Here is a 25892-nt window from a genome sequence, read left to right on the forward strand (position 1 = left end):
AGCGCGAGCCGGTTCTTGGCTTCGCCCAAAACGGCATTATACATCTGGCGGCCGGCTTCAAACCGCGCCTCCAGAATCTGCTCCTGGCGCCGGGTGACCCGCAGCGGAATCTCACAGACAAACGAGGGAGTGCGTTTTTTCTTTTCATACGTGCTTTTGGTTTTCGATGTACTGCTTGATGACCGCAAGCGGGGCACCCCACGACATGGTATTGCAAGAGTAGAAAACGTTCTGATTGGATGTGTATTCCATAACAGGAGTATATCACGGCGACCGATCGACTGCTGCTCACCCAGGCAAAAGATTTCGCCTGACGGCGAGCGCCTTATATCCCCAGCACTAAAGCGCGGGGCTTTACGGCGCATCCCGGTAAAATAGGATGGAACTTATCGCCTCTCGGCGCCGCGCGGATAAGCCCTTCCTATCTTCACCAATCCCCCGACTTATAGTAAAATAGAATCGTGTTGCTCTGCGATTTCTGTCGAATTTTGCAGGCTATCCTTCACAACACGATAGGTTCTTGACCACACAATGTTGAGCGCAAGGAGAGTAAGGGCGTGGCGTTATCCAACCGTTATCCTAAACCCATCGCAGCGGCGAATCCGAAGTCGCCCGTTACTGAAGCCTATCGAATGATACGCACGAATCTTCAATTTGCTGGCGTGGCCGAAGAGACCAAGGTCATCCTCGTCACCAGCAGTGAGCCAGGCGAAGGAAAAACCTCGACCATCTGTAACCTCGCCATCGTGACCGCCCAGTCGGGCAAACGGGTGCTGCTGCTGGACGCAGACTTGCGCAAACCCCAGGTACACCAACGCTTTGAGGCGTCCAACTTAGACGGACTGAGCAATCTGCTGATTCAGGAACGTAAACTCGACCAATGCGTCCTACACAGCGGAATTCCGAATCTGTTTCTGCTCCCCAGCGGCCCCATTCCGCCCAATCCGTCCGAAATGTTGGCCAGTAAAGGATTCGCTGACCTGATTCAATGGGCCCGCAGCGAATTTGATTACGTCTATATCGACGCGCCGCCTGTCCTGGCGGTGACCGACGCGCTAATTCTGACCCGTATCGCGGACGGAACGGTTTTGGTCGTCGACGCTCAGCACACCAACCGGAATTTTGCGCAAAAGGCGGTCGGCATGCTGCAGCAGGTGGAAGCCCGTATCCTCGGGGTTGTGCTGAACCGCGTACCGCGGAAGTCGGAAGGCTATTATTACTACTACTATGATGCAGGCATCAAAGCCGGCGCACGCGCGAGTGCGGAGGGTCGTTGATGGAGGAACTAGAACTTCGAGAGTATTGGAACGTCATCCGCAAGCGGTGGAAACTGGTCGTGGCCATCCCTATCATTGCGGTCATCATCAGCGGGGTGCTGTCCTTTTTTGTTCTGACCCCGCAGTACCAGTCGACCACCACGCTGCTGGTCAACCAGAAGTCGAGTGATAACCAGCCTGGCATGGAGTACCAGACCGTGATGGCCAACCAGGCGCTGGTCAAAACCTACAGTGACATTATCAAGAGCGCCACCATGGAACGGGCGGTCATCGCAGACTTATCCCTGGACTATACCCCACAACAGTTGGACAGTATGATTGACGTCTCGGCGCCTGACCAGTCCCAGGTGATTCAGGTGACCGTCACCAACCCAAGCCCGAAATTGGCCACGCGCATTGCGAATACCTTGGCGCAAATCTTTCAACGGAAAGCCGAGTCCCTCATGGACGTCAAGAACGTCCAAATTGTCGATCCGGCCGTTACACCAAAAGCTCCGACTCCGGTCAAGCCGAACAAGAAACTGAATCTGGCCATCGCCCTCGTGCTTGGATTGATGGTGAGTATCGGACTCGCGTTCTTGCTCGAGTACCTCGACACCCGGTTGAAGACGGAGGAAGAGGTCACTCGCTACCTGAAGCTGCCAGTCATCGGCACGATTGTGGATTATGAAGGGGAATAGATGGAGCAAGAGGTGGGGCGCGACCTCACCTTTTTCTATACACATATATGAGCTCATCGTGGTAGTGCCGGGTGACCAAGGAGTTGTCCCAGACAATCGAGAAACCGAACATAGTAATCCATCGTGTAATGAACATAGAACGGTCCCCAAGGGTGAGCCTCAAAGGATGTATAAGCTGTATTGTCATCATGGAACAAGTCTAGGCTCTCGACCCCATGTCGTATAATCGCGTATTCGTCCATACGGGACCACATCTCATTGTACGTGTCGACATTGATCCTTTTGACTTTGCCACTTGAACTTAACCTCTTCAGATCACCATCGTTGCTCATATAAAAGTCGACATTTCGGGCCTGGTGAATGACAATCCGACATCCTGGCACTACAGTGCGCAGGTATTCAAACAATTTATCGGCATACACGGTCCAGAGCTTAAAATACGACTCCGCATCCTCGTCGATATTAATTACATGTAACCTGTTGTCCTGTTTTAGATTCTTGTAGAACGTGGTCTTCCAGACCTTCCAACGGTTGTTGGTGATAAATCGGTCGTCGCCTAAGCATATACACCCGAAATGGATATCTCCAAAAAAATCAATCAGCAAACAATCCGGATCATAGTCTCTGATGAGTTTTAAAAATTCCTTGGTAAACTCAGTGCGTACATTCCACGTATCATACGGACTTAGGTTGTCAATCAATTGTGGGTCATACGGAATTTCGGGAGTCATAAGACTAATGATCGACGATTGATTTTGCGTAAGACCACACTCGTAGTAGGCCTTGTAGTCGGGGTTAAACTTTGAATTAAATGCATCTCGAGTAACGCAGCTCCCCAACACAGCAATTTTCATACGTAGTTCTCAGCCCCTAGCCTGCAAATTGGCTGTCATGTTGTTTGCTTTCTGCGTTCGCTTTCCTGCCTTTCCTCGAAGTTTTCTCTTCAACAGGTACCATATGATAGGAATCGTGGAATTCCACGATGCAGCCTTCAATGCCGCTGGATACAGGTATTTATGCTTGGTGCAACACTCCAGCACAAAATTATAGTGCATGTTTTTAAATATCAGCTTGAGTATCCGTAAATGTTTCCGCCTGACTCCTATCTTCAAGGACAAGTATCGGTCGATGGTATTCCGTACAAAGTAGTAGGGAATAGATGGCACTTGGTTTAGCAAGGTCCGGTCGATCCCATTCAGCCACCTCTCCATCTCGACAAAAAGGCGCTTTTGGTCCCGCCTTGTACCATTAGTTAGGACATTTTGGTAAACCGGCCCTAGATACCGATCCACTAAAGTATCGCAAAAACCTGCAGTGAGGTCACGCGCAACATATTTATTCAGACCTAATGACTCCAGACGATCAGAGTATTCCGTTAGCTTGCGAACAATACAAGCGATGAGACGATCTGGATAACGCACTGTCTCAGACTCACTATCAAGTAAGCTTAAGCTTCGTTGAGGAAATATCGTAATCCCTTGTGCCTCTACAAGCCAGTGTCCAACGCAGGAGTGAAGATTCGAAGCCCGCGCGTATCCCAAATCAAGGCTTTCTAGAAATCTACGCGAAAACAGGTAAACTTCTGATGTGCAAATTTCAAACAGCCAAGGTGCTTCATCGACACTAGAAACACATTTTGTGGTACTGTAAATTGATTCTGTCACAAAAACATCGCTACGATCATTCGCACACGACGGAATACATTTCGCGAGATCGTCAAAGAGGGTCGGATCAAACCGCGACCCCGATACAAATGTAAATAAATCCCCGCGTGTACTCCTCAAAAGAGCGACCAGATTGTCGTATGTTGGTAACTGTTTCCTTTCAAGTACGGTTTTCGCTTCATTTTGTAATTCGGGCTCACAGAGAACTCGAATATCAACCCCGTATAAACTCTTTAATCCCGAATATCTTTCCAGACAGGAAAACTGACTAAGGTGATTGACCGCAATCACGAGACATAACACAAGCATCCCTCCGGATATGACAGCTTCCAAATAAGGCCCCGAGCCTATCCTATTTGAGGAACTCAGCTACAAAACGCTTGGTGGACTCACCGTCAAAACGATCAAAGAAATAGCGGGAAAAGTTCTCCACAACAGAGAGATCTTTATTCGGATTTAAGATGTGATAGATTACCTCTTCTGTTGTATAAGCAATTGGTCCCGGAACAAACTCCTCGTAGTTATAGTAAAACCCACGTTCAAATAAATAATCCTTAAGGTCATAGGCGAAAAATATCATGGGCCTGCGAAGTAAGCTGAATTCAAAAACGATCGACGAGTAGTCCGTAATCAATACATCAGCCGATAAGAGGAGTTCGTTAATCTCGGGCACATGCGATACGTCGATTACAAAATCATCAAGACCCGCATCTAGGTTGAGTGCGTTCTTTACGGACGGATGAAGCTTTAATAATAGAACATAGTCCGCCGCTAACTCTTCTTTCATTTTCTTGAGATTCAACTGTAGGTCAAAGCTCGTCCGCTGATTCGGGCGACCGCGAAACGTTGGCGCATATAAAATCACTTTTTTTCCTCGGATTAGTGGATAACGCAGCCGATATTTTCGTCGGGTATACTCTATGAGCTCTTTGTCAAAAAAGATATCCGTACGAGGCACGCCCGTTGAAACAACGTCGCTCACGGACACCCCAAAGGCCTCCGCATAGATGTCGGCAATATTTTTCGAGCTCGTGACGACACGTGTATAGCTACTATGAGCCAAAGCCTCGAAGGCTGGCGTATTGGAATCGATGTACCCAAACGAACTAAAGCCAAATTTTTTAAACGCCCCACACGCATGCCACAGCTGAACGACTTGTCTCCCTTTGCGTGGACGTAATCCGTACAACTGATGATAATAGTCGTCCAACGCAACGACCTGAGCTCTGCCAAGGCATAAATACTGTCCGGCTAGTTCCAGGAATGACCGTTTCTTCGACAGACAGACCCTTACGCCCCAGTCGTCGATATTATTGAGAAACATGTGGTCATAAACTGCCCGTAAATTCCCTCGTAAATCTGCTGATTTGTTTGTTGCTAGGACAACTTCTCGGCGCGCGGGCAGTAACTTTCCAATCCCGAAGCAAAATCGCTTCAAGACAAAGTTCCGTATCCTGCTCTTGGCCCCCTTGTAACGCTTCCTGCAGGAATGTTTAATGAGAGGCTGTATGGTGCCGCAGGCTACGGTCTCATAAGCAACCTGATATACTATTTTATGTTGCTTCTGAAAGGCCTTAAGCGCAGATGGACTCAGTCTAGAAAAGAGAACTTCCAGCAATCCGCGGTAGGCATGGAGAGCAGGGATACGCAAAACTGTAATGCGATCGATAATCCCCTTCAAAAACCAATAACGTACCGCTGGCACTTTATCTAAAAGACCGTCATCCCATTTAGCGAGCCACCCCGCCATCATGTCGAGAAGCCTAACTTGAAGGGTACAGTCGCGGGATGAGAGTCCGGCGCGTACACGCGGCCAGATATCCATCGATATGACCCGCTCCATGTAATCTGCAAGTAGTCGGCCCCTTCCCTGTAATTTCGGGCTTACCAACGAGACCATCCTGAACAAATCGGTAATCGCCCCAACTGGGTCCTGCAGCGCAATCTGAGTTAGCGATTTTTCCTCAGTTTCCCGCACGCGATAGTAATAGACAATACTGCCGAGAGTATAGATTTTTTTCGCACGAAGGAACGCCTCAATTACAAACGGCTGGTCTTCGCCAACTTTGATTTCCTCTGGAAACCGGATATCTCGGATAAGGTCTGTTCTGTACAGCTTCCCTGCGCCAAGAGAATAAAACAACTCCGGGTTTGTATCTATGCAACGTTCACCTGAACGGGTAAGCCCCTTGTCGAAATGTACCTTTATGAACCACTTTCCGGAACTATTAAATCGCAGTTGCACTCCTGTCACAACGTCAGCCTCATGAACTTTTGCTGCTTCCACCATCTCGGCCAACGCAGTTTCAGGCACGACGTCATCACTATCTATAAAACAAACGTATTGCCCACTTGCAAACCGAAGACCAAAATTGCGGGCTGAAGCTGGCCCTCCATTTTCTTTTTGCAAAAGCTTAACCCTTGGGTCTCGAGCCGCGACACGCGAAATAACTTCACATGTTCTGTCAGTTGACCCGTCATCAACGATAAGCAATTCAATACTTTGCAGAGACTGGCGTAGCAAACTGTTCAATGCTTCCTCGATAAACGACTCCACATTATAGGTTGGCATAATAATGCTGACGAGAGGGGGATTCTGCGTATCCCATGTCATGGTGTAATGCTCCTTCTTACCGGCGTTTGGTGGGATAATCTCGCTTAAAGTAAGGCAGCCTCCTCGTGAATCATCCAATCAAGGAAGCGTTTGGACGACTGGCCGTCTAATTTGTCAAAGAAATACTCCCGAAACGCCTGCAACTTTTCCATGTTAAAACGACGATTTTTAATCGTCTTAATGAGCTCCTCGGTGGTTCGCACACACGTCCCTGGTATGAACTCATAGTAGTCGAAATAAAAGTCGCGTTCTCTTATATATTGTTCTAAATCGAACGCAAAGAATATCATCGGTCGCTCCAAAAGGGCGAATTCAAAGCATACCGAGGAATAATCCGTGACTAAGACATCCGTAGCCAGGAGTAGACTGTTTATCTCCCGGTTGTCTGACACATCGTAAAAGAAGTCGCGGAACTCGGGCGGTATCGATATTCTTTCCTTAACAAATGGATGGAATTTCAAAAGGAAAACGAACTCGTCTTTAAGTTCACGATAGATACGGTCCATATCTAAGACTTCAAATGGGAAATAAGCCGACATCTGTCCCCGACCACGGAACGTAGGAGCAAATAAAATCACCTGTTTTCCGTCAGGTAAACTGTATTTACGACGAACCTCTGTCAACGCACGAGTCATTTGATCTTTATCAAAAAAGAGATCGGTTCTAGGAACCCCAAGAGGTAAGACACGACTGGCATCGATGCCAAACCCTTCCGCATAATAGGGAATCACGTTCTTTGAGCTGACAACCGCCATCGTATAGTTTCGGTGATCGCGTGACCTGGGATCAGGGCCACCAGGAAGCCCAACCCGGCTAAAACCGAACTTCTTAAACGCACCTACGGCGTGCCACACCTGAACGAGATGTGTCCCTGTTCGAATCTTTAACGGATAGATTATCGGATAATAATCATCCAGTAAAACGAATCTCGCCGTCGCAATATGATAGGCAAGAGCGAATAATTCCTTGAGACTTTTTCGATCATACGCACGATTTTTCAACAAAAAATGACATTGAGCAGTCACACAACGTCGCCGAATCTCAGCTAAAATGTATTCAAAATTACCGCTGATGTCAGTTCGACTATCCGATAGAAATACTATCTTTCGATGATTGATCGGGAAGATCCATGATACATAGTAAACAAATACGAACCAAGAAAGATGGATCTTCCTGTAGATAGACTTCAGCAAGCTACAATCTCGAATAAACTTCACTTTTACTTGTCACCTTCAGAGAAAACTGTATCCACCACTCTTTTTGTCGCCTCGGCATCGGTATAGTCGAAAAATTTCTCTCGGAATCGTATGAGAGACGCTCTATCATAGACCCCTTTATGGATCCACTGAGCTAGGCCATACGTATCAGAAAACAACGGCCCCGGAATGAAAGATCTATAATCATAATAAAAGTCCCGCTCCAACGTGTAGCTCTCCAGGTCTGTTGCAAAGAAAGCCATCGGTTTGAGCAGCAGACTATAATCGAATATGACTGAAGAATAGTCCGTAACAAGGCAGTCAGATACAATCATCAGGTCCTCAATCTCAAAGCCTGGAAGGTTCACACGCACGAAATCTCGATGCACCGGACCACCGTACAAGTCGATTCCCCTCATGTAGGGATGTAGATGAATCAATAAACGATACTCATCCCCCAGCACCTCGTGCATGGCCCCTATATCAATGGGGCATTGGAACCGACTCTGATTATAACTCTCCCCGCGAAACGTTGGGGCGTACAAAATCAGTTTTTTATCCTTTAAATCCGGAAACGCATGATAAAATTCCCTCGCAGCCCGTTCACGCTGTTCCGGGTTTAACAACTTGTCGGTACGTGGCAGACCCAGTGGCAATATTCGGTCCGGAGACATCCGGAATGCCTCAGCGTAGTGGGAAATCACCTCCGTAGAGCTGACAATCACTGCCGAATAATTCGAGTGTATCGGTACACGTTGGATGTAATCCTTGGTTGGTCCCACGGTACGACCCATGATGCTGTAGCCAAACTTTTTAAACGCTCCGGCCGCATGCCAAAGCTGAATAACCTCGGTGTCCCGACGCAGTTTCACGACATACACTGGGAAGTAGTAATCGTCGATAACAAAGTATCGAGACGTCGCCATATGATAGCCGGCACGAATCATGTAAAATACATAGCTGATTTTATCTAAGAAAGTGCCCTGGTACTTACGCACCAGGACGACCAACTCATACCGTTTGCGTCTCTGTAGTTCGTTGTATACCGCACGAAGGTTGCCGTGCAGGCGAGCCCCCCGGTAAGAAGCCAAGGTTACCTTTGTTTTCCGCACGGGAAAGAATAAGCAAGCTCCGTAGTATGACACCCGAACAATGGTCTTGGCAACCACTGTCGACCATACCTTAAAGCCTGGAAGGCGGAAAAGCCCACGCCGCGAGCGGGCAGTCCTTGCACGATTGAGCCGAGCCGTTGCTATATCGCCCATTTCATCACCGTTTTCCCCCATGGACTTGTCAGGTCGACCTCAAAAGTCTCGGTGATATCCTGCAGCGTTCGCACTTCACGGACAACCCCGACCAAACGCTGCAAGTAATCCACTAAATTCGAATGACGTTTCAACAGCTCCACGGTCTCCACGAAATCCGCCCGTCCGCTGCGACTGCTGCCAATCACCGTGAGGCCTTTTTCCAAAATCATCCGCGTATTCATTTCAATCGGGTACTCGGAGACCCCTAAAAGCGCGATACTGCCCTCCGGGTGAATGAGGTCGATGATTTGATTCACGGCCGCTTGACTGCCCACGCCACCGACACATTCAAACGCGTGGTCCACCTGAACCTGGGCAGGGATCTCGTCAATTCGGTATACTGCATCCGCAAAGGAGAAGTTTTCAAGTTTCCACTCAGTCTTCCCGAATACGGCAACATGGCTGTCAGGATAATAAGTTTTCAGCAACAACGCCGTGATAAATCCGAGATTCCCGTCCCCCCAGACGCCGAGGACTTCTCTGCGCGAATGGGACCGCCGTGCAAATCGCCCGAGGGCATGCACGCTCACAGAAATCAGTTCGCTAAAGGCCGCCACATGGGGATTTAACCCGTCAAACAGTGGAACCACCCTATCGCGAGGGAGAAAAACACAGTCCTGCATAAACCCGTCATAGCCACTGGAACAAAAACGGCTTGTCCGAAGATAGTTCTCACCGATGACCGCATCAGATTGCGTCGGTTGAGTCGGAACCATCACCACCGGCGTACCTGTTCGATATTCTTTGGCCGGATCATACGCAATCACGCCAATTCCTTCATGAATCAGCGCCATCGGCAGTTTCTTGCGCATGACCTCCTGGTTCCGAGAACCCGTATAATACCTTTGGTCAGCGGCACAAATGGAAAGGTATGTAGGGCGAACTACAATATGATTCGCCTGTAAATCAACACCCTTGTAGGCGATTTCGAATTGACGGGTCGCAACCAAACGATAGACCTGATTGATCATACGAGCTCCTTCTCCTCACACATCGCCTCGGCGACACGCAAGTCATACGGAGTCGTAATCTTGATGTTGAATACCTCGCCGCGGACAATGTAGACAGGTTCTCCAGACAAGGAGAAAATCTTACATGCATCAGTTAAGATCTGCTTTTGTGCATCCGAGAGTTTTTGGTAGAGGTTCACCAGCTTTTTAATATTGAAACTTTGCGGCGTCTGCCCCTGAAACATGGTGGAGCGGATAGGGATGTCGGAAATCACCTGACCGTCGTTCGATTGGATAATGGTGTCGAACGCAGGGACCGCTGTATCCACGGCGCCAAATTGAATCGCATAATCGATGTTTTCCTCAATAATGCGATGAGTAACAAACGGTCGTACCGAATCGTGCGTGACCACGATGTCATCATCGTTGATGCCGTAGTTCTGCTCAATGAATCGGATGCCGCTCATAATCGAACCGTTTCGATCCATTCCGCCCTCTACAACAACCACCCGGTCATCCGATCCGATATGCCGATGGATTACGTCCTGTGCGTGATTCATCCATTCGTGCGGAACCACAACAAGGATTTTTTCAAATCGATCGTGGACCAGGAACTTTTCTAAGGTGTGAACCACGATGGGGCGGTTCTGAAGAGATAAGAATTGCTTGGGCAAATTTACATTGCCCATACGCGTGCCCTTGCCCCCAGCGAGGATTTCTGCGTAGATCACCCGGCTGCCCCCTCGTATCACGTCTATTTCTAAAGTCGACCTGAGTTCGATAGAATCTATCTGAAGCACCGATGCGTCACTCGCATCTACAAGGTGCACTTAAAATGTGGGAGTCTCGAAATCTCTCTCGATCTTTGTGGGATCTTGCAAGATAATGTCTACTATCTGATTCGCATTATAAAACCATACAAAGGTCTTTCAAGGCTGCTATAACGTGCCGCCCTTTAGATACCGAATTCCGTCGAATGATGTTACTGTTAAGTTCCGGCAAACATAGTGTAAATTCGACGTGCTTGGGAGTCAAGCTCCTTGTCAAGGGGTGAGCTCTTATGAATTTTGAGGAGCGATTAAGGCATGACCATGAAACAACATGAGTTTCTAACGCCGGCGGGACCGGCGGAAACCGAGATCGTCATCAAGAAGTCGCGGTTTATCGGTCAGCTTCGGCCGGTGCGGTGGGTGGACGAGGCAGAAGCGGCCCTGGAAGCCATACGCACCGAACACAAGACGGCGACCCACAACTGCTACGCCTATACGGTGGGCTTAGGAGTTCCGATTGAACGGTTTTCAGACGACGGCGAGCCGTCCGGCACGGCGGGGCGGCCTATCCTGGAGGTTTTGCGGCGGCGGCAGGTGATGAACGCGCTCATCGTGGTCACGCGTTACTTTGGCGGAACGCTGCTCGGCGCCAATGGCCTCGTTCGGGCTTACACGGAGGGGGCCGCGTCGGTAATTGACAGCGGGCAGTTACTAACTTGCAAAGTGATGCAGCCCGTCCACATCACCCTCGATTACAGCCGCTTCGGGAAGCTTGAGCACGAATTGACAAACGCCGGATGGGTAATTCGGGACAAACAGTTCACCGAACAAGTACACCTCTCACTGTGGGTTCCCTATGCGGACGCTGCGGCGCTGACGCAACAAATCGCCGACTGGACCGACGGACAGGCTGTGGTTGAGATGGGCCCTGCCCAATACGTCGGGGAAGACCAGGCCGGCAACCTGGTGTTTGACGTTTGGCCTGACGCCGGGGCCACGGACGATCCCGCCGGTGAATCGCGATAACGTTGCCCGGATGAACAGCCGATTGACCCGAACCCGGCCGATTGACCCGAACCCGGCAAATTCACCTTGACCGGACGAACGGGCGTGGACGACCTTGCCTTGGCGGATACACGCGAGGCGCAGTCAGGATTCCGCTGGCCGTTCCAATCCTGGCTGCCCGACTTCTGTTCGTCCCAACCGATGGATGAGATAAGGCAGGATGGCCGCCAAGTAGATGCTCACGGCTGGCGCGGACAGAACATGGCCGGCCATCCCGGCCACCGCCAGGCCGAGCGCGATGGACAGCCAGTACGGTAAGTTCGCGGGCAGCGTACGGATCGCCAAGACTTGACGCCAGATGGCCACCCCTAGGAGAACCCCCAGCGGCAATATCCAAATCACGAATCCGATCGCTCCCAGAGCAAACCAGGCATCATGAAAGTCCATCTCCACCAGTTTAGGATGGACGTCGAAATTCCCCGCATACCCTGCCCCCAACCATTTCTGCAGCAGCGGTTCCTGGATAAACCGCTGCACCGCCTGGGCGAGGTATACGTCGCGGCTGCTGTAGACCAGGTGCTCCACGTCGTCCCCAGGCGGCATCGGCTCGCTCCCCGTCACACCCGGGTGAACCAGGGGATGAATCCAGGCGACATGCGCGTGGACGTTGGCCGCCACCGGCGCCCACGGTGTCACACCAAGGTACAACATCAGCGTCGCCCCGTAAGTCCATGCCCCAGATTTCCCCCGCACGGGAAGTCCGTATGGACTCAGGGGTTGCCTTCGGACAGCAAGCAACCACGCGGCTAACCGTGCAAGCGGGACGACGAAGAGCGTGGCGACACCGGCCAAGTACGCGGTTTTCGTGCCAAGGGCGAGCAACCCGAAACAGACGAGCCACACCGGGAGCCACCGCGACAGGCTCCTCCGTTCGGTGTGTTCAAGTTCATTGCGATCCGCCGCCTCTAACGCCTGCGTCAACACCACGGGAAAGGTGAGGGCGAGCACCGCACTCACCTCGTTGGCGGAAAAGAACCACCCACTCACCCCCGCCTTTCCCGGATGGTGATAGCTGGGCAGGGCGGTTCCCGTCAGGCTGCCCAAAAGGATGACGGCACCCGTGAGACTCGCGGCGATGCCGAGAGATTTTCGTATCGCCGGCCAAAACCCCGGGCGGACTTGAAAGGTAAAGGCGAAAAAGGTGAGCAGAAGGATAGGGAAATACCACGCCTTCGCCGCGTACATCAACTCCAACTGCCAGGAGAACACCGGTTTCAACCCATGGTTGAGCAGCAGGTTGCAGAGGGCAAAGCCGCCGGCAAGCCCGACGTAGGCCCGAAGCAACCAACGTAGACGCGTCGGTACGTTGTGGCCCGTCAGCAGGAACAAAACGGCGAAGACGAACATGAACATCCGGATCAAGATGCCGAAGGTGATTGGCGCGTGCAGCGTATATCGGCTGGCCGTGGTCAAGGTATCCAAAACCGGCTGGAGCAGCAGAAACCACGGTAGAACCTTGTCTAGGGTTTGGTGCAGCCGCATTCCCGACAACCCCCTTTCCGGACATGCGCTTTTGACCCGGCCCTGGGGCTCGCATGCAGGCATCCGCCTATTTCCTGCCGGCCCGGTGGCACCTCGCCCAAGTATGAAATAGGCTGAAGTACCCAGGTGCCTGGGAAATGGGCGCCTGGAACCTTGATTCGGGGAGTGACTGAACGCATGAAACTGCCACCGGAGTCTGATGCGCCGATGGATTCGGAATTGACTTCCAAGCCGGAGTCTGAAACCCGTGGGCATCACCTGGCCCCGCACGAAACCCTTGAGCTGCACGAGCTGTTGGCGTTTCAAGCCAACAACCTGGCGCGACAGAAGATGGTAACCGGCAAAATCCACGACCCCGCTCTCTGCGCGCTGTACCTGGAAGCCATCTCCGCCGGCGAGCGCTGCATCTGTGAACTGATGGAAGCTCTGAAGGCGCGCGCCCCGCTGGGCTGATATGCATCGGCCCGGGCTGTCTTTTCGGCTTACAGGCGCCTTCGCAGGACCAATCCAGGTACACTCGGGCAGCGAGCAAACGATCATGCGCGATTCACCCACATCCGAAAGGAGAATTCCTGATGACCCATGCTGGCCAAGACCCGATATACGCGGGTGCACTGTTGGGATACACAAAGGCTTCAGTACGCAATACGGCAGCAGCCATCACCGAAACGGCCACCCCACAGATTCGGCGCATGTTGATGGCGCACTTACGGCGGGCCATTCGTCTCCACGCAAAGGTATTCCATTACATGATGGCGCGCGGCTTGTACCCTGCCTACCACCCCGAGCGTGTCATTCAGAATGACTTTCGCAGCGCCAAAATGGCCCTGGCGATGCCGTTCGTGACGCCCCACTACGCCATAAAGCATAAGCCAAGCGCGGTCCATCCATACCTTCCCCCGACGATGGGGGTGTATCCGGGCGTCTCCAAGGTACCGAAGGTCTACGGTCCTCCAATCTACGTCCAGACGGGGCCGACGTACACTTGGTCACCGAAATCCCCCGACCTGGTGGACGACTCCGCGCCGGAAGACGTTCCCTATCCCTATGACCTCGAGTCGGACGATGACAGGGATGGGGACGGCACCAGCGACGAGAACGAAAGTGACGGCGGCCCATTACGCGGTACTGCAGATGCTAGCGCCTAGACGAATGCACGTAGACTACCAGACGTGCTGCCTATGTAATCGGACCCAAAACGCCTCCGCCTCGGCCATCCGCTGCAGGACAGCCGCCTTGCTCATAGGTACGTCCAGGGTTCGCCCGCCGATCAGGGAAATGCGCGACGCCTGAGGGCCCAGTGATTCCACCTCGTCCACCGCTGTGTTCGCGAGATAGCCGGTGGCTCCGTCGTTGCGCCCGCGCAGCTTGGTACGCGCCTTCACGGCAAAGAACACCAAGCCGCGGGCGGCGACGATGAGCGGCGCGCACTGCGTCTTATCGTACAGGCGAGCAAACTCTTTTCGCATTTCGTCGTAAGAAATGCAGTGGAACGCAGCAATCTGCCGTCGCACCCAACGGGCGTCACGGCCGACGACCATTTCCAACCCATCTGCACCATAGACCACACACCCATTGCCAACCCCTTTCAGATAGACCGGAACCCAACCCACAACCTGAGCGACCCATGCCCTTCGCGCCGGCATCTCCCCGTACTTTAGGTAGATGGGTACCCCCCGCTCAGGAGTATAAAAATCCATACCTCTCCCCCCTAAAATGAGCAACTTGCCTTCCTTCTATTCGGAAGTATAGGACTTTCATAATCCGCTATCAATCTGTGAAATTGAAAATTAAGGACTTAATCTCGATTCATAAATCCCAGATGGAGGGTTTCCTTCGCAACCGATGGGGAAACGTGCGTTGCGCTCGGATTGTAAGTCCAGCGGATTAAACATTGCTTTACATTCATCTCCGTTTTTTATGATGACTTCCAGCTCACTCTCACGTCGATCCCGCCCGGGCCGTATCCGTATGCTGTACATGCGCGCCAAACCATGGAGACCGGTCTCCAGAAGGAGACAAACGTCATGCAGAAGCAGGAATCCGTTATGGACACGTTGGCCATTCGACTGCAACAGGCACAGGCTGGAGATGCCGCAGCTATCGCCGAGATTGTGCAACAGTTTCAAGGCGTGGTCATCGCCATTGCCCGTCGCTATTGGAGGGTGTCCCTATCGGATGCGATTCAGGAGGGATACGCGAGTCTGCTCACGGCGATTCGCCTGTACAATCCGTCCCTCGGTGTTCCCTTTGCCGCCTACGCGCGGCGGAAGGTTCATGGGGATGTGCGAAGCGCCATGCGCAAGCTTTGGACTCACGCAGCGAGAATTCAGTGGGAGGATGAAGAAGAACGAGACATCCCGGCCTGGGAGGTAGCCGCCACCCTGGCCCAGAATTCCCAGTTTGACGCGTTCAGCGCGCAGGAATGGTCCTTGGTGTTCGAGACGGCCGGGTTGACAAAACGGGAGCGCCTCGTTACAGAGGCGCTGGCGGCCGGGTGGCGGATAAAAGAACTGGCAACGGCATTAGGCGTCTCCCAGGAAACAGTCAAGACCTGGCGCAAGCGTGGTTTGGCCAAGCTGCGCAAAAACCTGGGGACCCTCAGGCAATAGCAAACAGGATGGTGCCCTCTGCGACCAACTTACCATCCACCGTGGCGCGGCCCTGGCCCTTGCCCATACTGCCGCGCAACCTATCGATGGTCAGTTCCATATCGAGTCTATCGCCGGGGCGCACCTGTCCACGAAAGCGGACGTTGTCCATGCCGGCAAACATCGGCAGTTTGCCGGCAAACTCGGGCATCGTCAGCACAGCCACGCCGCCGAGCTGGGCCATCGCCTCCATGATGAGGACGCCCGGCATCAGGCTGTACTCGGGAAAGTGCCCTTGAAAGTGCGGCTCATTGGCGCTGACCAGTTTGTACCCGACCACGCGCTTCCCGGGGTCCAGTTCGGTTACCCTATCGACGAGGAAAAACGGGTAGCGGTGCGGCAGGATCTTGCGGATGTCCTCCGCGTACAAAGGCAGGTTCAAATCCGACATTCGGTTCCCTCCAGGTCCAAATCATACCGACATACCCCCATCGGGGTGGTCGCACAATATAAGCAATCCCCGCACCCGAATGCGGCGCGGGGTTGACATAGGTGCGCTGGCCGTCGCGCTGTGGGCACCGCTGTGAGGATGTGGCTTTGGTGTCAACGTGGCGGCCAATGCACCGGCGGTTTACAGCACGCGGCGATGCACGTCGATAATCCGCATACTGGCCACGTACAAAAACGTGGTGACATACGAAAAGACCAACGTAAAACTCAGCAGCCAAGTGGAGAACGGCTCACCCGGCCAGGCCAAGATGATGGAACAAATGCTGGCATAGTAAAAGACCGTTGTGGTCTTGCCCCAGCGATTCGCCTTCGGCACCGCCCGTTTGCCTTGAAAGTAAAAAAACGCAGCTCCCAAAATCATCAACGCGTCGCGGAGAACCAGCAGTCCGGCAAGGAGCCACGACACCCGATTCGATTGAATGAGCGAGAACAGCACAGCCACCATCATCAGCTTGTCCGCCAGCGGATCTAGCAATTGACCGGCCTGCGTCTCCAAGCCCTTGTGCCGAGCGATGTACCCGTCTAGGATATCCGTTAAGCCAGCCAACAATAAAATAAAAAGCGCGCTCACCTTATGCGGGCTGGACACGCTGTAAAATGCCCACAGATATACAGGAATCAAGATAAATCGGAACAGGGTCAGCGTGTTTGGCAGGTTCACTCCCCGGCCCCCTCTACTATACGATGGAAATTATACCGCCGGATATTCAAGCGACGCAACCACAGGACCCTTCCCGAATCTATCTATGCGATTCCTGACCATCATAAATGAATTTCATCTGCAGTGCTCATCATACGATTGGTCAACTGCAGCGCCTCCGCATTCAGCTCAAACAGCCGTTGCGCCTCTATTATCTGCGACATCGCGTCGGTCAAGTCGACATTGCTTTGATTCAAAGCCCCTTGGCGCAGGCTCGACTGCCCACTGCCCTGCCCCGTCTGCGCCGCCCGCAAGGTCCACCCGGGTCGCAGCGCGTACGCGTTTGCCCCTACAGGCTCGAGGGATTGACTCGGCAGCGGAACGTCCACCAGGGCAATGGTCGGCCCAGTCAGGTTGCCCCAGTGAATCTGCCCGTTGGCATCAATCTTCAGGCTTGAGGCCACACCACCCGTGCCCTGTCCGGCCCCCATGCCCGCCACAGCGCCCGGCGGCGCGTAAATCGGTTGCCGATTCGTATCCAGCACCTGCTGACCGGAGGCGGTGGTCAGCGCCAGCCGTCCATTCGCCTGCCGACTCCAGGCGAGGTTCCCTGCTCGGGTGACCAACATTCGGCCGTTTGCGTCCCGAACCAGCAAAAACGCCGGCCCATCAATCGCCACGTCCATCGGATTGCCCGTCTCCCTCACCGGCATCTGGGCAAAATCAGACTCCGCCTGCGTCGCGTAAGTCCCTGTACCGCCGCGCCAGCCAGGCGGGGTATAGCGCGCCGCAACTGGCCACGCCGTGTCGGATGGCGGCAGCGCCGCCGTCAGCTCATCGGCAAACGACACCCCTTGTTGGGCATACCCTGGCGTCTGTACGTTCGCCACATTTCCCGCAATGCTTGTCAGCCAATCCTGCCCGGCCGTCATGCCAGACAAGCTGCTCCAGAGCGCTTGCAAAGCCAACTCCCCCTTTCCATGTTACCGGGTCTATCCTAGGTTCACCCTGCCGATGTCGTTGACCGCCTTGTCCAAAAGGGCATCCTCCGTCTGTATCACCTGTTGATTCGCCTGGTACTGACCAATGACAGCCAGCATCTGCGTCATCGTCGACGTCGCATCGACGTTGCTCTGCTCAAGGCTTCCCACCTGCAGCCGCCCGGTGCCCAACCGCAGCGATGTCGTCACGGCTTGCGGATTGAGACTGCCCCCCACCATGTACTCCGTCTCGCCCAACGGCTCCAGCTGGGTGACGTCCGCGTCCACCACACCCAGGCGCGCCCCAGGAATCGGCTGGTTGTTCACGCCGACGACCGTGTAGGAAGGCTGTCCTTGCGTATCATAGACCGGTTGTCCGTCCGGGCCAAACAGGGTGGTTCCCTGGTAGGCGGGGTTGAGGCGAATCCGTGCCCCAGTTAGGACCTGACCGTTTGCTCCAACCGGCAATACCGCATGCCCCGCGGCATCCACCAGGGTGTGCTGCGCGTCGACCGAAAAGTGTCCATCGCGCGTCAGCGCAATCCCAGATGGCCCTTCCGGCGATTGGTACGCCACCGGAAAAAAGCTGTGCCAGCCCATGTCGTCCTCATTGCCTACCCGCAGGGATGCATCCTCCCAAGCGTCGTCGCTGGGAGACCCGAGTATCTGTCCATTCGGGTTCGCAAACAGATAGGAAGGGTTGCCATTTGTGTCATAGTCCGGCCTCCCGTCCGCCGCGACCAGGGCTTGTCCGTGATAATTCGGGTTGCGCACCGCGTACACCCCAGGCATGACGCTGCCAGACCCGTTCAGCACAGCCAGTGGCTGACCCCCGATGGAGAGGCGCCCGCCAGTTCCTGCGGTCACCACACCTTCGGCAGACACAGGCCTCCCACCTGCACCCACGATGGTGCCATAAGTCCCTGCTGGCGTCGTATCGACGATGCCTACGTCCAGGTTCCGGCCCGTCTGCGTCAGGTTACCCTGTACAAACAGCGGCACTCCTTCCTGGAACACGACTCCTGTGCCTAAGGTTCCAATGGTCGATCCGCCCGTATCCATCTCCGGACCATACGCCATGGCGGCGAGCAACTGGTTGGGAAAGGACAGCATGGCGCCGTCGCTAGCCTTGAAACCGGGCGTCTCCAGGTTCGCCAGGTTGTTCACCAACAGCTGCTGCATCCGTTCATCCGCAAGCATCCCTGCCGCGGCCGTCGTCAGCCCGCGTATCACGCGGATTCCTCCCTTCGTCGGTCTCTCTGCTTACAGAAGTGCTCCGTCTCCCATTGTGCCCCCCTGAGCCAGCCGGCTCGTACCGAGCCTACCCCTGTACGCCTATCACCAAGGCTTCCGTCACCACGCCTTCCGACGCGAAGCCGGCGCTCACCACGCCTTCCGACGCCGGACCGGCCGCGGAGTGGAACGCCGCCGATACGGGCTTTCAATATACATCCCGGTTCCCCGCACGACACAGCGCATCGGGTCTTCCGCCACATGCACCGGAATCTGCAATTCTTGCACCATCAGCTTGTCCAATCCGTCCACCAGTGCGCCCCCGCCGGTCAGCACAATGCCTTTGTCGAAGATATCTGCTGCCAATTCCGGAGGCGTCCGTTCCAGCACTGATTTGGTCGCGTCGACAATCTGCGCGACCGGATCCGCCAGGGCTTCCCGCATCTCTTCGGCACGGATATTCACTGTCCTTGGCAGGCCACTGACCATGTCGCGCCCGCGTACGCCCATCTCACCGGTACGGCCGTCCGGGAATACTGTCGCCAATTCCTTTTTCAACTCTTCTGCGGTCCGCTCCCCGATAAGCAGGTTGTGCTCGCGCTTGATATAAGCAATGATGGCTTCATCAAGCTTGTCCCCCGCCACGCGCAACGACGCCGAAGTCACAACATCCCCCAGGGATAGCACCGCGATATCGGTGGTACCTCCGCCAATATCGACGACCATGCTGCCGCTGGGTTCAAAGATGTTTAACCCGGCGCCAATCGCCGCCGCCTTCGGTTCCTCAATCAGCTCTACCCCTTTGGCCCCGCAGGCCTCCGCGGCTTCCCGCACCGCCTTTTGCTCCACCGAGGTGATGCCGGCCGGTACGCAGATCATTAAGTGGGGCCTGGCCATCATGCTCTTGCCGATAGTCTTGCGGATAAAGTGGCGCAGCATGATTTCCGTGACTTCGAAGTCTGCGATAACCCCTTCGCGCAACGGCCGGATGGCGACAATATTCCCCGGCGTCCGTCCCAGCATCTGTCGAGCCTCTTCACCTACCGCGACCACGTGCCCGGTCGTCTGGTCGATGGCCACGACAGATGGTTCAAACAGGACAATGCCCAGTCCTTTCACGTGGATGAGTACGGTGGCCGTGCCCAGGTCCACTCCGATTTCCCTTGAAAACATTTATCACGTATCCTCCCCAACTGAGCATCAGACTCGGCGTATCTCCTGCAACCGCTGTGGAGCCCCGAATTGTGGACGTGCACGATGACCACATCGAGCCCTGATAAAAGTTCTACAAACTCTGGGAAACTCCTGTCGAGGGCTTGTAATTTTCTGTCGAACCGTCTTTGTTATACTTCATTTTTGTCGCCTGGCCTCCCCGTAGGTGACGGATGGACTTGTGGTATTCGAGGATTTCCTTGACGTGGCTAGCCAACTCCGGGTTGATCTCCGGCAGGCGCTCCGTCAAGTCTTTATGGACGGTGCTTTTCGAAACCCCAAACTCACGGGCAATCGTGCGCACTGTGTTGCGTGTTTCGACGATGTATTCGCCGATTTTCAGGGTGCGCTCTTTGATGTAATCGTGCACTCCCCTCGCCTCCCCATTCTGCTCAGGTGGTCTGATACAGTATATGAGGGGGTGTACACGGTATGCCTTAGAAAGGCGCTTGAGAGCTTGTCAGGGCGCATTTCGTCACTCTAGCTTTTGTTTTCTCTCATTTGCGTCCGGGGAAATAATAAAAAAGTAGGCCGCTTCCGAGGAAACGGCCCAACATCCGTCGTGATGTGTCGAGCGAAGTGTCTCGATTACCGCTTAGGCAACACCGAAGCCGGATCGACCGGCGTCTTGCCATCCTTTTCAACCGCGAAGAACAGGTGGTTGCCTTGGCTCTGTTCAAACCGGCAGGTGCCGCTCTCGCCAAGCGCCTGACCCATGGTCACCTTGTCGCCTTTGTGGACGGACACCTTGCCGAGCGATTCATACAGCTCGACGTTGCCGTCTTGACTGGTAATTTCCACCGTCTTGCCGTAGAGCGGATCGTCCTTGACCGCGGTCACTGTACCGCTGGCTGCCGCGTCGACTTCAAACGCCTTGCCGTTTGCGGCCTTGATGTCGATACCGGTGTGAGGATAATACCCGCCGTCATACGATACGAGTGCCTGGGCCTGTTCTTTCTGCGATCCATGCTCAGGGAAATAGCCCATGGTGACCTTGATTTGCGTCCCTTCGGCGACCGGCCAGGTATAGACCACATCGGCCGTCTGTGCCCCGGTCGGCACGTTCCCCTCGTCAATGGTACCGGAGGTCGGGGTGGCGTGCATCTGACTGCGGACGTACATCAGACCGATGATTAACGCGGCCGCACCCAGGTAGATGGCTGGATATACCCAACGTTTCGAAAACACTTTGCGCGAAGGCACGACGGTCGGGCTGGGCGCCTTGGGCGCCGTGTTCGCCTGCTCTCTCTCTCGCTTTGTCTGTGAAGGATTGGTATTCTTGTTTTCCTCCATGTGGCGCTCACCTCATTACGCCAGTGTCGCCACGATATCAATGTTCTATACCTGTCTATCCCCAACCTTTCCAGAAACGCGAGTCGCTTTTTTGACGCCCAGCCTGCGTTTGCGGCTACCGGTTATAGCGCTCCCTTTCCGGGCTACCTTATATTGGTGTCCGGACTACCTATACGTGGGACGTGTGCGTACCCGGATAAAATCGCTCCAATATCCACCCCCAACTGCGTCCCTGTTTCGCCCAGGCCGACGCCTGATGCAGGCTCAGACCAAACCCCGGGCCGCGGCCTCGGACATCGATGGTCAAGCCGGATGCGTCTTTGTGTAGCGAAAAACACGGGGACTCCAGTCCCAATGCGGCGGCAAACGACTCGCCGGTCCACGACTTGCCAGCCGCCTCGACGCTCACCACATAGCCTTGCTCATCCCGCTCTAGGACTCGAACCCCAGCCACGTCGATGCGATCCACGCCAACCCCTAGCGCCTTGGCCAGCTGCCGCCGGTCAATCGTCTTGCTAGAGGTGACCGGGTTCTCCTTGTCTGCCGGACAGGCCACCGCCCGCAGGTAGGGCGCCGCCGTTTTTAACGATCCGCCCGCACTTCGGGTCGAACCGTTGGTAGTGCCGGTGATGAAGGCGAGAATCGGCTTGTCCTGGTAGGTAAGGATGATACCGTCGGTCGAGAGCACTGCCTGCTCGAGGCGTGCCTTGACGACGCCGGCGTCGTCCCCGAACGTCTGCGGCCAGTCCGTTTCGGGAAGCCAGGGCAAATCGACCGCCGAATTGTCGGTCACATCCGCCGCATGGACGGCCGCGTCGGTGCGCCCTTTGGTTTTCACCTGCTGGGCATGGACGACATACGTTCGGGCCGCAATCGCCGCCGCTTGCAAGGCGGCCATCGGGGCATTCGGGTTGATTTCGGCGGCGAGCACCCCAAGCAGGTACTCGTTTCGTGGGACCTCAATCACCGTTTTCACCTTCGTCTCGTACACGCGGACGGTAGCTTGGGCGTCGCGGCTTGTGCTCCAGGACGCCAGCGGGTCCGCGGCGCCGCGCGCCTGGTGAACGGTGGCTGCCACCACGCCTGGAAGCACCACCATCGTGAAGAAAACCACAGCGACTAGCAGGCCTGCTTGAATGCGTGGGTCCACGTCCCAGAGCCGGGCAGCACGAGAACGGGCGGATCGCCAGGCTTGAAAGCGAGGAGATAGGGAAAATCCAGAAGCCTTAGGGCGCTTGGAGCTGGACGTGCGCGGCCGGCGGGATGCGCTTTGGACGGGGCGAAAACGGCGGCGACGCGAGGACAACGTGAAAAACAACAAGCCTGTCCACCTCCCGGTTCGGAGAACTTGTCTCCGTAGTTAGGGGTATGCGGACAGGCTTGTAGAGAGAACCTGCGACCAATAAAAATGAGGCCGACGGAGAAAACGTACGCTTCCGTTTACCCTTCCTTGCGCAGCGGAACCAAGCGCAAACGGGCCCCCGCGCCTTCCTCGTCGATGCGGCAGATGTGGGCGCCGAGCGACTGGAACTTGCCAACCAGGTCGTCATATCCTCGGTCAATGTGGTGCAGTCCGGTCACTTCGGTTTCCCCTTCTGCCATCAAGCCGGCAATCACCAACGCTGCGCCGGCGCGCAGGTCAGTGGCAGACACCTGAGCGCCCGAGAGACGAGGCACACCCTCGATGATGGCGGACCGGCCTTCGACCGAGATCTGCGCTCCCATCCGCCGCAGTTCCGCGACGTGCAGGAAGCGGTTCTCAAACACGGTCTCGGTGACCACGCTCGAACCGAGACAAACGCTGAGCGCTGCGACCATTTGGGCCTGCAAATCGGTCGGATACGCCGGGTAATAATAGGTCTTTACGTCGATCCCGCGCAGACGGCCGCCGTCGACCGGCCAGACGTGAATTCCGGAGACGTCGTCTTCCAGCTGCGCCCCCGCCTCCTCCAACTTGGCGATGAGCGACATCAGGTGCTGAGAGACGGCATTCTCGACGTAGACGCCCTCACCCATGACCGCACCGGCAAGCAAAAACGTGCCGGCCTCAATCCGATCCGGAATCACATTGTGGGTGGCTCCGCTCAAGGCATTTACGCCTTCGATGCGGATGATGTCCGTCCCCGCGCCGCGCACGTGTGCCCCCATCGCGTTCAGGTAGTTGGCCAAATCGACGTTTTCCGGCTCCTTGGCGGCGTTCTCGATGATGGTCGTTCCCTTGGCCAGGCAGGCTGCCATCATCAGGTTTTGTGTGGCGCCAACACTGGGGATATCGAGGTAAATTCGCGCCCCCCGCAGGCCGCCCGGCGGAGCGTGAAAGACGGCCGCCCCGTTCTCGACGACGGCGTGCGCGCCCATCGCTTCGAAGCCTTTAATGTGCAAATCGACTGGCCGTTGGCCGATGTTGCACCCGCCTGGCATGGCGATGCGGACATAGCCAAAGCGTGCTAGGAGCGGTCCTGCCACCACAAACGAGGCGCGCATACGGCGAACCAAGTCCACCGGAGGTTCACAATTGTCAACCCGAGCTGCGTTGATGCGGACGGTATTGCCGCGGCGTTCGACGATGGCGCCGAGCGACTGAATGGTCTCCATCATATGACGAACGTCGAGCAGGTCTGGTACGTCTTCAATCTGACTGGTTCCTGATTCGGCCAAAAGACTTGCGGCTAAGATGGGTAGCACCGCGTTTTTCGCGCCGCTGACACGCACCTTGCCGCGCAGGCGGTGGCCGCCTTCAATAATTATCTTGGACAATGTGTCAACCTCCGTGGAAGTGGCGGACTTCTACCATCTACTTGTCTGTCTACGGAAGCCGTTCCCCGCACGGAAGGTTCGATTCGAGCTGCCACATCGGCTGTCTCGGCTCTCGGATCTCGAACCGAAAGGCAGTCGGAAACGCGCGGATAGTACCGGCAGCTCCGCTTCGAATCGGTTAATACGTGACGGTGATGATAGGCGTTCCGATGACGACATGGGTATAATGGTGATAGCTATCATAATGAACTCCGATCTGCAAGTTCATTTTATGACCGTCGCTCGTCAGCCGGATTGAACTGAGTGGGCTGTATGCGGATATGCTGAGCAGTGACCCAGTCTGGATGCCTTCCACCCGACGGGCGGAAACCGAACCCAGAACGCGAGACACCATAGCATCTTCTTGACCGTTCAACATTCTACCATCCCGATGCCCCGAGATACAAGCTGAGATTTGCGGGGCCGTTTGCACTGTGCTAGCCTGCACCGCGCGTGCCCCCGCCCATTCCGCAGCCCATACAATGGACAGACGATTCCGAAGTTTTTGCCAACCCGATGCAACTTCCGCTGTAGGTTTGGTTGCAAGTTTCGTGACCGTCTCATCCGTCTGAATCACCAAGAGCGTCTGGGAGGATACCGGACCCGCATCCAAGCTCGATAGGATGATAGAAATCTTGCCGCCTGCCGCTGTCTCCCCTTCGACTGCGACGTACGCTTCGCCGTCCACCGCCTTCTTCAGCATTTTCGTATGAGTTAGTTTCGCCCCGGACTGGGCCATCTCCTGCCGAACCCTGTCGGCTAAAGTCAATAATTGCGGGAGATTGGTGAACTGTTGGTTGACCAGAGACCAAGTGTGCACCTCAAGACTGGTAGGTCGCGCCTTGCTTGCCGCGTAAGCCCGAACGAGGTAATCCGCCGCTCGCTGCGCTTGGGCTTCACCTTGCCGCGCTTGGGTATCAGCCCGCTTCGCCTGAGCGTCCCCAGCCTTCATACCCGATTGGGCCCCCGCCTGAGAGGACGATGCAACGGGCTTATTTGTGACAGAGGCGTGTGCCGCGTCCCCTGCGGCCTGCCCCACCGCGTGCCCCGCTTCGTGTGCCGATAGGCCCAGGGCCGCTGTCTTTGCGGACGCTTGTGGAACGTGTATGGGTGCCTGTTCCGGTGCTTTCACTCCGGACGCAGAGACTTGGTGGAGAACCATCATTGCGCCGATGCCGGCGGCCATCCACAGCCCGAATCTCATACTTACTCCTCCCCGTTTGCCGTTCGCTCTATACATGCCAGTATCGACCAGGCCGGGGTGGTTTATACGAAATCCGACTGCTAGAATCGTAGAGTTGCTTGGGGAGGTAGTTGACTTCCTCCCCACGGCTAAAGCCGGGGGATTCCAACGCTCACACGCTGGCTTTCCTGCTTCCTTGAGGCTTGCCTTGGCGCTTCGCAGATTGCTTACGCCCGGGTCTTACAGCCTCTCCACAGGCTAACACCGCCAGCCCGGCGGCTAAGATGTTCCGTGCAGCATTCACGTCTCGGTCGTGATGCTCTTCGCATTTCGGACACGTCCATTGCCGAATGTAGAGAGGCATTTTCGGCATGATGTGGCCGCAATCAGAACACCGTTTGCTGGATGGATAGAACTTATCAATCTTGACGAGTGTTCTACCGTACCAG

The 25892-nt window shown here is 55.0% G+C and carries 26 protein-coding genes; 6 read left to right on the forward strand and 20 right to left on the reverse strand.

What is annotated here, in order from left to right; translation table 11 throughout:
- Positions 1–188, reverse strand: a 188-nt coding sequence (locus H522_RS19740) for a hypothetical protein (protein ID WP_035454278.1), incomplete at its 3' end; no start/stop codon positions are given.
- A gap of 369 nt (positions 189–557) precedes the next feature.
- Between H522_RS19740 and H522_RS19745 the strand changes: the two genes are divergently transcribed.
- Positions 558–1277 carry a CpsD/CapB family tyrosine-protein kinase gene (locus H522_RS19745; RefSeq protein ID WP_035454280.1) on the forward strand — a complete coding sequence of 240 codons (720 nt, stop codon included), beginning with the start codon at positions 558–560 and terminating at the stop codon, positions 1275–1277.
- The gene (locus H522_RS0114870) at positions 1277–1957 is read left to right on the forward strand and encodes a YveK family protein (RefSeq protein ID WP_081412184.1); all 681 of its coding nucleotides are present in this window, start codon (positions 1277–1279) and stop codon (positions 1955–1957) included. Before H522_RS19745 ends, H522_RS0114870 begins: the two co-directional genes overlap by 1 nt.
- Positions 1958–2010: 53 nt before the next feature.
- Here H522_RS0114870 and H522_RS0114875 read toward each other — a convergent pair whose 3' ends face one another.
- From H522_RS0114875 to H522_RS0114905, 6 genes are all read right to left on the reverse strand, one after another.
- Entirely contained in the window at positions 2011–2811 is an 801-nt protein-coding gene (locus tag H522_RS0114875) for a DUF6270 domain-containing protein (protein WP_026962928.1), read from the reverse strand.
- Positions 2812–3973: 1162 nt separating this feature from the next.
- Positions 3974–6235: a bifunctional glycosyltransferase/CDP-glycerol:glycerophosphate glycerophosphotransferase gene (locus H522_RS0114885; protein ID WP_026962930.1), complete on the reverse strand. Its 2262-nt coding sequence runs from the start codon at positions 6233–6235 to the stop codon at positions 3974–3976.
- 44 nt (positions 6236–6279) lie between these two features.
- Positions 6280–7428 (reverse strand): CDP-glycerol glycerophosphotransferase family protein, encoded by a 1149-nt coding sequence (locus H522_RS19750; RefSeq protein ID WP_162143517.1) that lies wholly within the window; start codon positions 7426–7428, stop codon positions 6280–6282.
- A 26-nt stretch (positions 7429–7454) separates the two neighbouring features.
- Positions 7455–8717: a CDP-glycerol glycerophosphotransferase family protein gene (locus H522_RS0114895; protein ID WP_081412185.1), complete on the reverse strand. Its 1263-nt coding sequence runs from the start codon at positions 8715–8717 to the stop codon at positions 7455–7457.
- The gene (locus H522_RS0114900; protein WP_026962932.1) at positions 8684–9709 is read right to left on the reverse strand and encodes a ribitol-5-phosphate dehydrogenase; all 1026 of its coding nucleotides are present in this window, start codon (positions 9707–9709) and stop codon (positions 8684–8686) included. The genes H522_RS0114895 and H522_RS0114900 overlap by 34 nt, the downstream gene beginning before the upstream one ends.
- Positions 9706–10419 carry an IspD/TarI family cytidylyltransferase gene (locus H522_RS0114905; protein WP_026962933.1) on the reverse strand — a complete coding sequence of 238 codons (714 nt, stop codon included), beginning with the start codon at positions 10417–10419 and terminating at the stop codon, positions 9706–9708. The genes H522_RS0114900 and H522_RS0114905 overlap by 4 nt, the downstream gene beginning before the upstream one ends.
- A 354-nt stretch (positions 10420–10773) precedes the next feature.
- On the opposite strand from H522_RS0114905, the gene H522_RS0114910 reads away from it, so the two are divergent.
- The gene (locus H522_RS0114910) at positions 10774–11484 is read left to right on the forward strand and encodes a YigZ family protein (protein WP_026962934.1); all 711 of its coding nucleotides are present in this window, start codon (positions 10774–10776) and stop codon (positions 11482–11484) included.
- Between the two features lie 123 nt (positions 11485–11607).
- On the opposite strand, the gene H522_RS0114915 is transcribed toward H522_RS0114910, so the two are convergent.
- Positions 11608–13005: an O-antigen ligase family protein gene (locus tag H522_RS0114915; RefSeq protein WP_026962935.1), complete on the reverse strand. Its 1398-nt coding sequence runs from the start codon at positions 13003–13005 to the stop codon at positions 11608–11610.
- Between the two features lie 177 nt (positions 13006–13182).
- Here H522_RS0114915 and H522_RS21610 point away from each other — a divergent pair, with 177 nt between their 5' ends.
- Both H522_RS21610 and H522_RS20725 read left to right on the forward strand, forming a co-directional pair.
- Entirely contained in the window at positions 13183–13458 is a 276-nt protein-coding gene (locus tag H522_RS21610; RefSeq protein ID WP_245578139.1) for a coat protein F, read from the forward strand.
- A gap of 122 nt (positions 13459–13580) precedes the next feature.
- Positions 13581–14153, forward strand: coding sequence for a spore coat protein (locus H522_RS20725; RefSeq protein ID WP_026962936.1), 573 nt, complete (start codon positions 13581–13583; stop codon positions 14151–14153).
- A gap of 15 nt (positions 14154–14168) precedes the next feature.
- Here the strand turns inward: H522_RS20725 and H522_RS0114930 are convergent, their stop codons facing one another.
- Positions 14169–14705: a hypothetical protein gene (locus H522_RS0114930; protein WP_026962937.1), complete on the reverse strand. Its 537-nt coding sequence runs from the start codon at positions 14703–14705 to the stop codon at positions 14169–14171.
- A gap of 327 nt (positions 14706–15032) precedes the next feature.
- Here H522_RS0114930 and H522_RS0114935 point away from each other — a divergent pair, with 327 nt between their 5' ends.
- Positions 15033–15617 carry a sigma-70 family RNA polymerase sigma factor gene (locus H522_RS0114935; protein WP_026962938.1) on the forward strand — a complete coding sequence of 195 codons (585 nt, stop codon included), beginning with the start codon at positions 15033–15035 and terminating at the stop codon, positions 15615–15617.
- Here H522_RS0114935 and fabZ read toward each other — a convergent pair.
- From fabZ to H522_RS21215, 11 genes are all read right to left on the reverse strand, one after another.
- Positions 15607–16047, reverse strand: coding sequence for a 3-hydroxyacyl-ACP dehydratase FabZ (gene fabZ / locus H522_RS0114940; RefSeq protein ID WP_035454284.1), 441 nt, complete (start codon positions 16045–16047; stop codon positions 15607–15609). The two genes, H522_RS0114935 and fabZ, sit on opposite strands and share 11 nt — an antisense overlap.
- 180 nt (positions 16048–16227) lie before the next feature.
- Complete coding sequence (locus H522_RS0114945) at positions 16228–16767, reverse strand: CDP-alcohol phosphatidyltransferase family protein (RefSeq protein WP_026962940.1); 540 nt, start codon at positions 16765–16767, stop codon at positions 16228–16230.
- A gap of 101 nt (positions 16768–16868) precedes the next feature.
- Complete coding sequence (locus tag H522_RS0114950) at positions 16869–17708, reverse strand: flagellar hook-basal body protein (RefSeq protein WP_051344336.1); 840 nt, start codon at positions 17706–17708, stop codon at positions 16869–16871.
- 30 nt (positions 17709–17738) lie between these two features.
- On the reverse strand, positions 17739–18959 hold the full coding sequence (locus H522_RS0114955; RefSeq protein WP_026962942.1) for a flagellar hook-basal body protein: 1221 nt from the start codon (positions 18957–18959) through the stop codon (positions 17739–17741).
- Positions 18960–19109: 150 nt separating this feature from the next.
- A complete protein-coding gene (gene mreB, locus H522_RS0114960) occupies positions 19110–20132 on the reverse strand; it encodes a rod shape-determining protein (RefSeq protein ID WP_026962943.1) in 1023 nt (340 codons plus the stop codon).
- Between the two features lie 112 nt (positions 20133–20244).
- Complete coding sequence (spoIIID, locus tag H522_RS0114965) at positions 20245–20541, reverse strand: sporulation transcriptional regulator SpoIIID (RefSeq protein ID WP_026962944.1); 297 nt, start codon at positions 20539–20541, stop codon at positions 20245–20247.
- 218 nt (positions 20542–20759) lie between these two features.
- Entirely contained in the window at positions 20760–21464 is a 705-nt protein-coding gene (locus H522_RS19765; protein ID WP_081412188.1) for a M23 family metallopeptidase, read from the reverse strand.
- A 169-nt stretch (positions 21465–21633) separates the two neighbouring features.
- A complete protein-coding gene (locus H522_RS0114975; protein ID WP_026962945.1) occupies positions 21634–22785 on the reverse strand; it encodes a SpoIID/LytB domain-containing protein in 1152 nt (383 codons plus the stop codon).
- Between the two features lie 119 nt (positions 22786–22904).
- The gene (murA, locus tag H522_RS19770; RefSeq protein WP_051344337.1) at positions 22905–24221 is read right to left on the reverse strand and encodes a UDP-N-acetylglucosamine 1-carboxyvinyltransferase; all 1317 of its coding nucleotides are present in this window, start codon (positions 24219–24221) and stop codon (positions 22905–22907) included.
- A gap of 178 nt (positions 24222–24399) precedes the next feature.
- Complete coding sequence (locus tag H522_RS0114985) at positions 24400–25464, reverse strand: YwmB family TATA-box binding protein (RefSeq protein WP_026962946.1); 1065 nt, start codon at positions 25462–25464, stop codon at positions 24400–24402.
- 151 nt (positions 25465–25615) lie between these two features.
- The coding region (locus H522_RS21215) for a zinc ribbon domain-containing protein (RefSeq protein ID WP_211230698.1) at positions 25616–25892 on the reverse strand (277 nt) is incomplete at its 5' end.

This window comes from Alicyclobacillus herbarius DSM 13609, assembly GCF_000430585.1.
GTDB lineage: Bacteria > Bacillota > Bacilli > Alicyclobacillales > Alicyclobacillaceae > Alicyclobacillus_G > Alicyclobacillus_G herbarius.

What these genes read in the sequence shown, in the direction of transcription:
- H522_RS0114985 (WP_026962946.1), bottom strand. Translation starts at nt 25,464, where the DNA reads ATGAGATTCGGGCTGTGGATGGCCGCCGGCATCGGCGCAATGATGGTT.
- H522_RS0114915 (WP_026962935.1), bottom strand. Translation starts at nt 13,005, where the DNA reads ATGCGGCTGCACCAAACCCTAGACAAGGTTCTACCGTGGTTTCTGCTG.
- H522_RS0114910 (WP_026962934.1), top strand. Translation starts at nt 10,774, where the DNA reads ATGACCATGAAACAACATGAGTTTCTAACGCCGGCGGGACCGGCGGAA.
- H522_RS0114935 (WP_026962938.1), top strand. Translation starts at nt 15,033, where the DNA reads ATGCAGAAGCAGGAATCCGTTATGGACACGTTGGCCATTCGACTGCAA.
- H522_RS20725 (WP_026962936.1), top strand. Translation starts at nt 13,581, where the DNA reads ATGACCCATGCTGGCCAAGACCCGATATACGCGGGTGCACTGTTGGGA.
- H522_RS0114885 (WP_026962930.1), bottom strand. Translation starts at nt 6,235, where the DNA reads ATGACATGGGATACGCAGAATCCCCCTCTCGTCAGCATTATTATGCCA.
- H522_RS0114870 (WP_081412184.1), top strand. Translation starts at nt 1,277, where the DNA reads ATGGAGGAACTAGAACTTCGAGAGTATTGGAACGTCATCCGCAAGCGG.
- H522_RS19765 (WP_081412188.1), bottom strand. Translation starts at nt 21,464, where the DNA reads ATGGAGGAAAACAAGAATACCAATCCTTCACAGACAAAGCGAGAGAGA.
- H522_RS0114900 (WP_026962932.1), bottom strand. Translation starts at nt 9,709, where the DNA reads ATGATCAATCAGGTCTATCGTTTGGTTGCGACCCGTCAATTCGAAATC.
- H522_RS0114875 (WP_026962928.1), bottom strand. Translation starts at nt 2,811, where the DNA reads ATGAAAATTGCTGTGTTGGGGAGCTGCGTTACTCGAGATGCATTTAAT.
- H522_RS21610 (WP_245578139.1), top strand. Translation starts at nt 13,183, where the DNA reads ATGAAACTGCCACCGGAGTCTGATGCGCCGATGGATTCGGAATTGACT.
- fabZ (WP_035454284.1), bottom strand. Translation starts at nt 16,047, where the DNA reads ATGTCGGATTTGAACCTGCCTTTGTACGCGGAGGACATCCGCAAGATC.
- H522_RS0114930 (WP_026962937.1), bottom strand. Translation starts at nt 14,705, where the DNA reads ATGGATTTTTATACTCCTGAGCGGGGGGTACCCATCTACCTAAAGTAC.
- mreB (WP_026962943.1), bottom strand. Translation starts at nt 20,132, where the DNA reads ATGTTTTCAAGGGAAATCGGAGTGGACCTGGGCACGGCCACCGTACTC.
- H522_RS0114895 (WP_081412185.1), bottom strand. Translation starts at nt 8,717, where the DNA reads ATGGGGGAAAACGGTGATGAAATGGGCGATATAGCAACGGCTCGGCTC.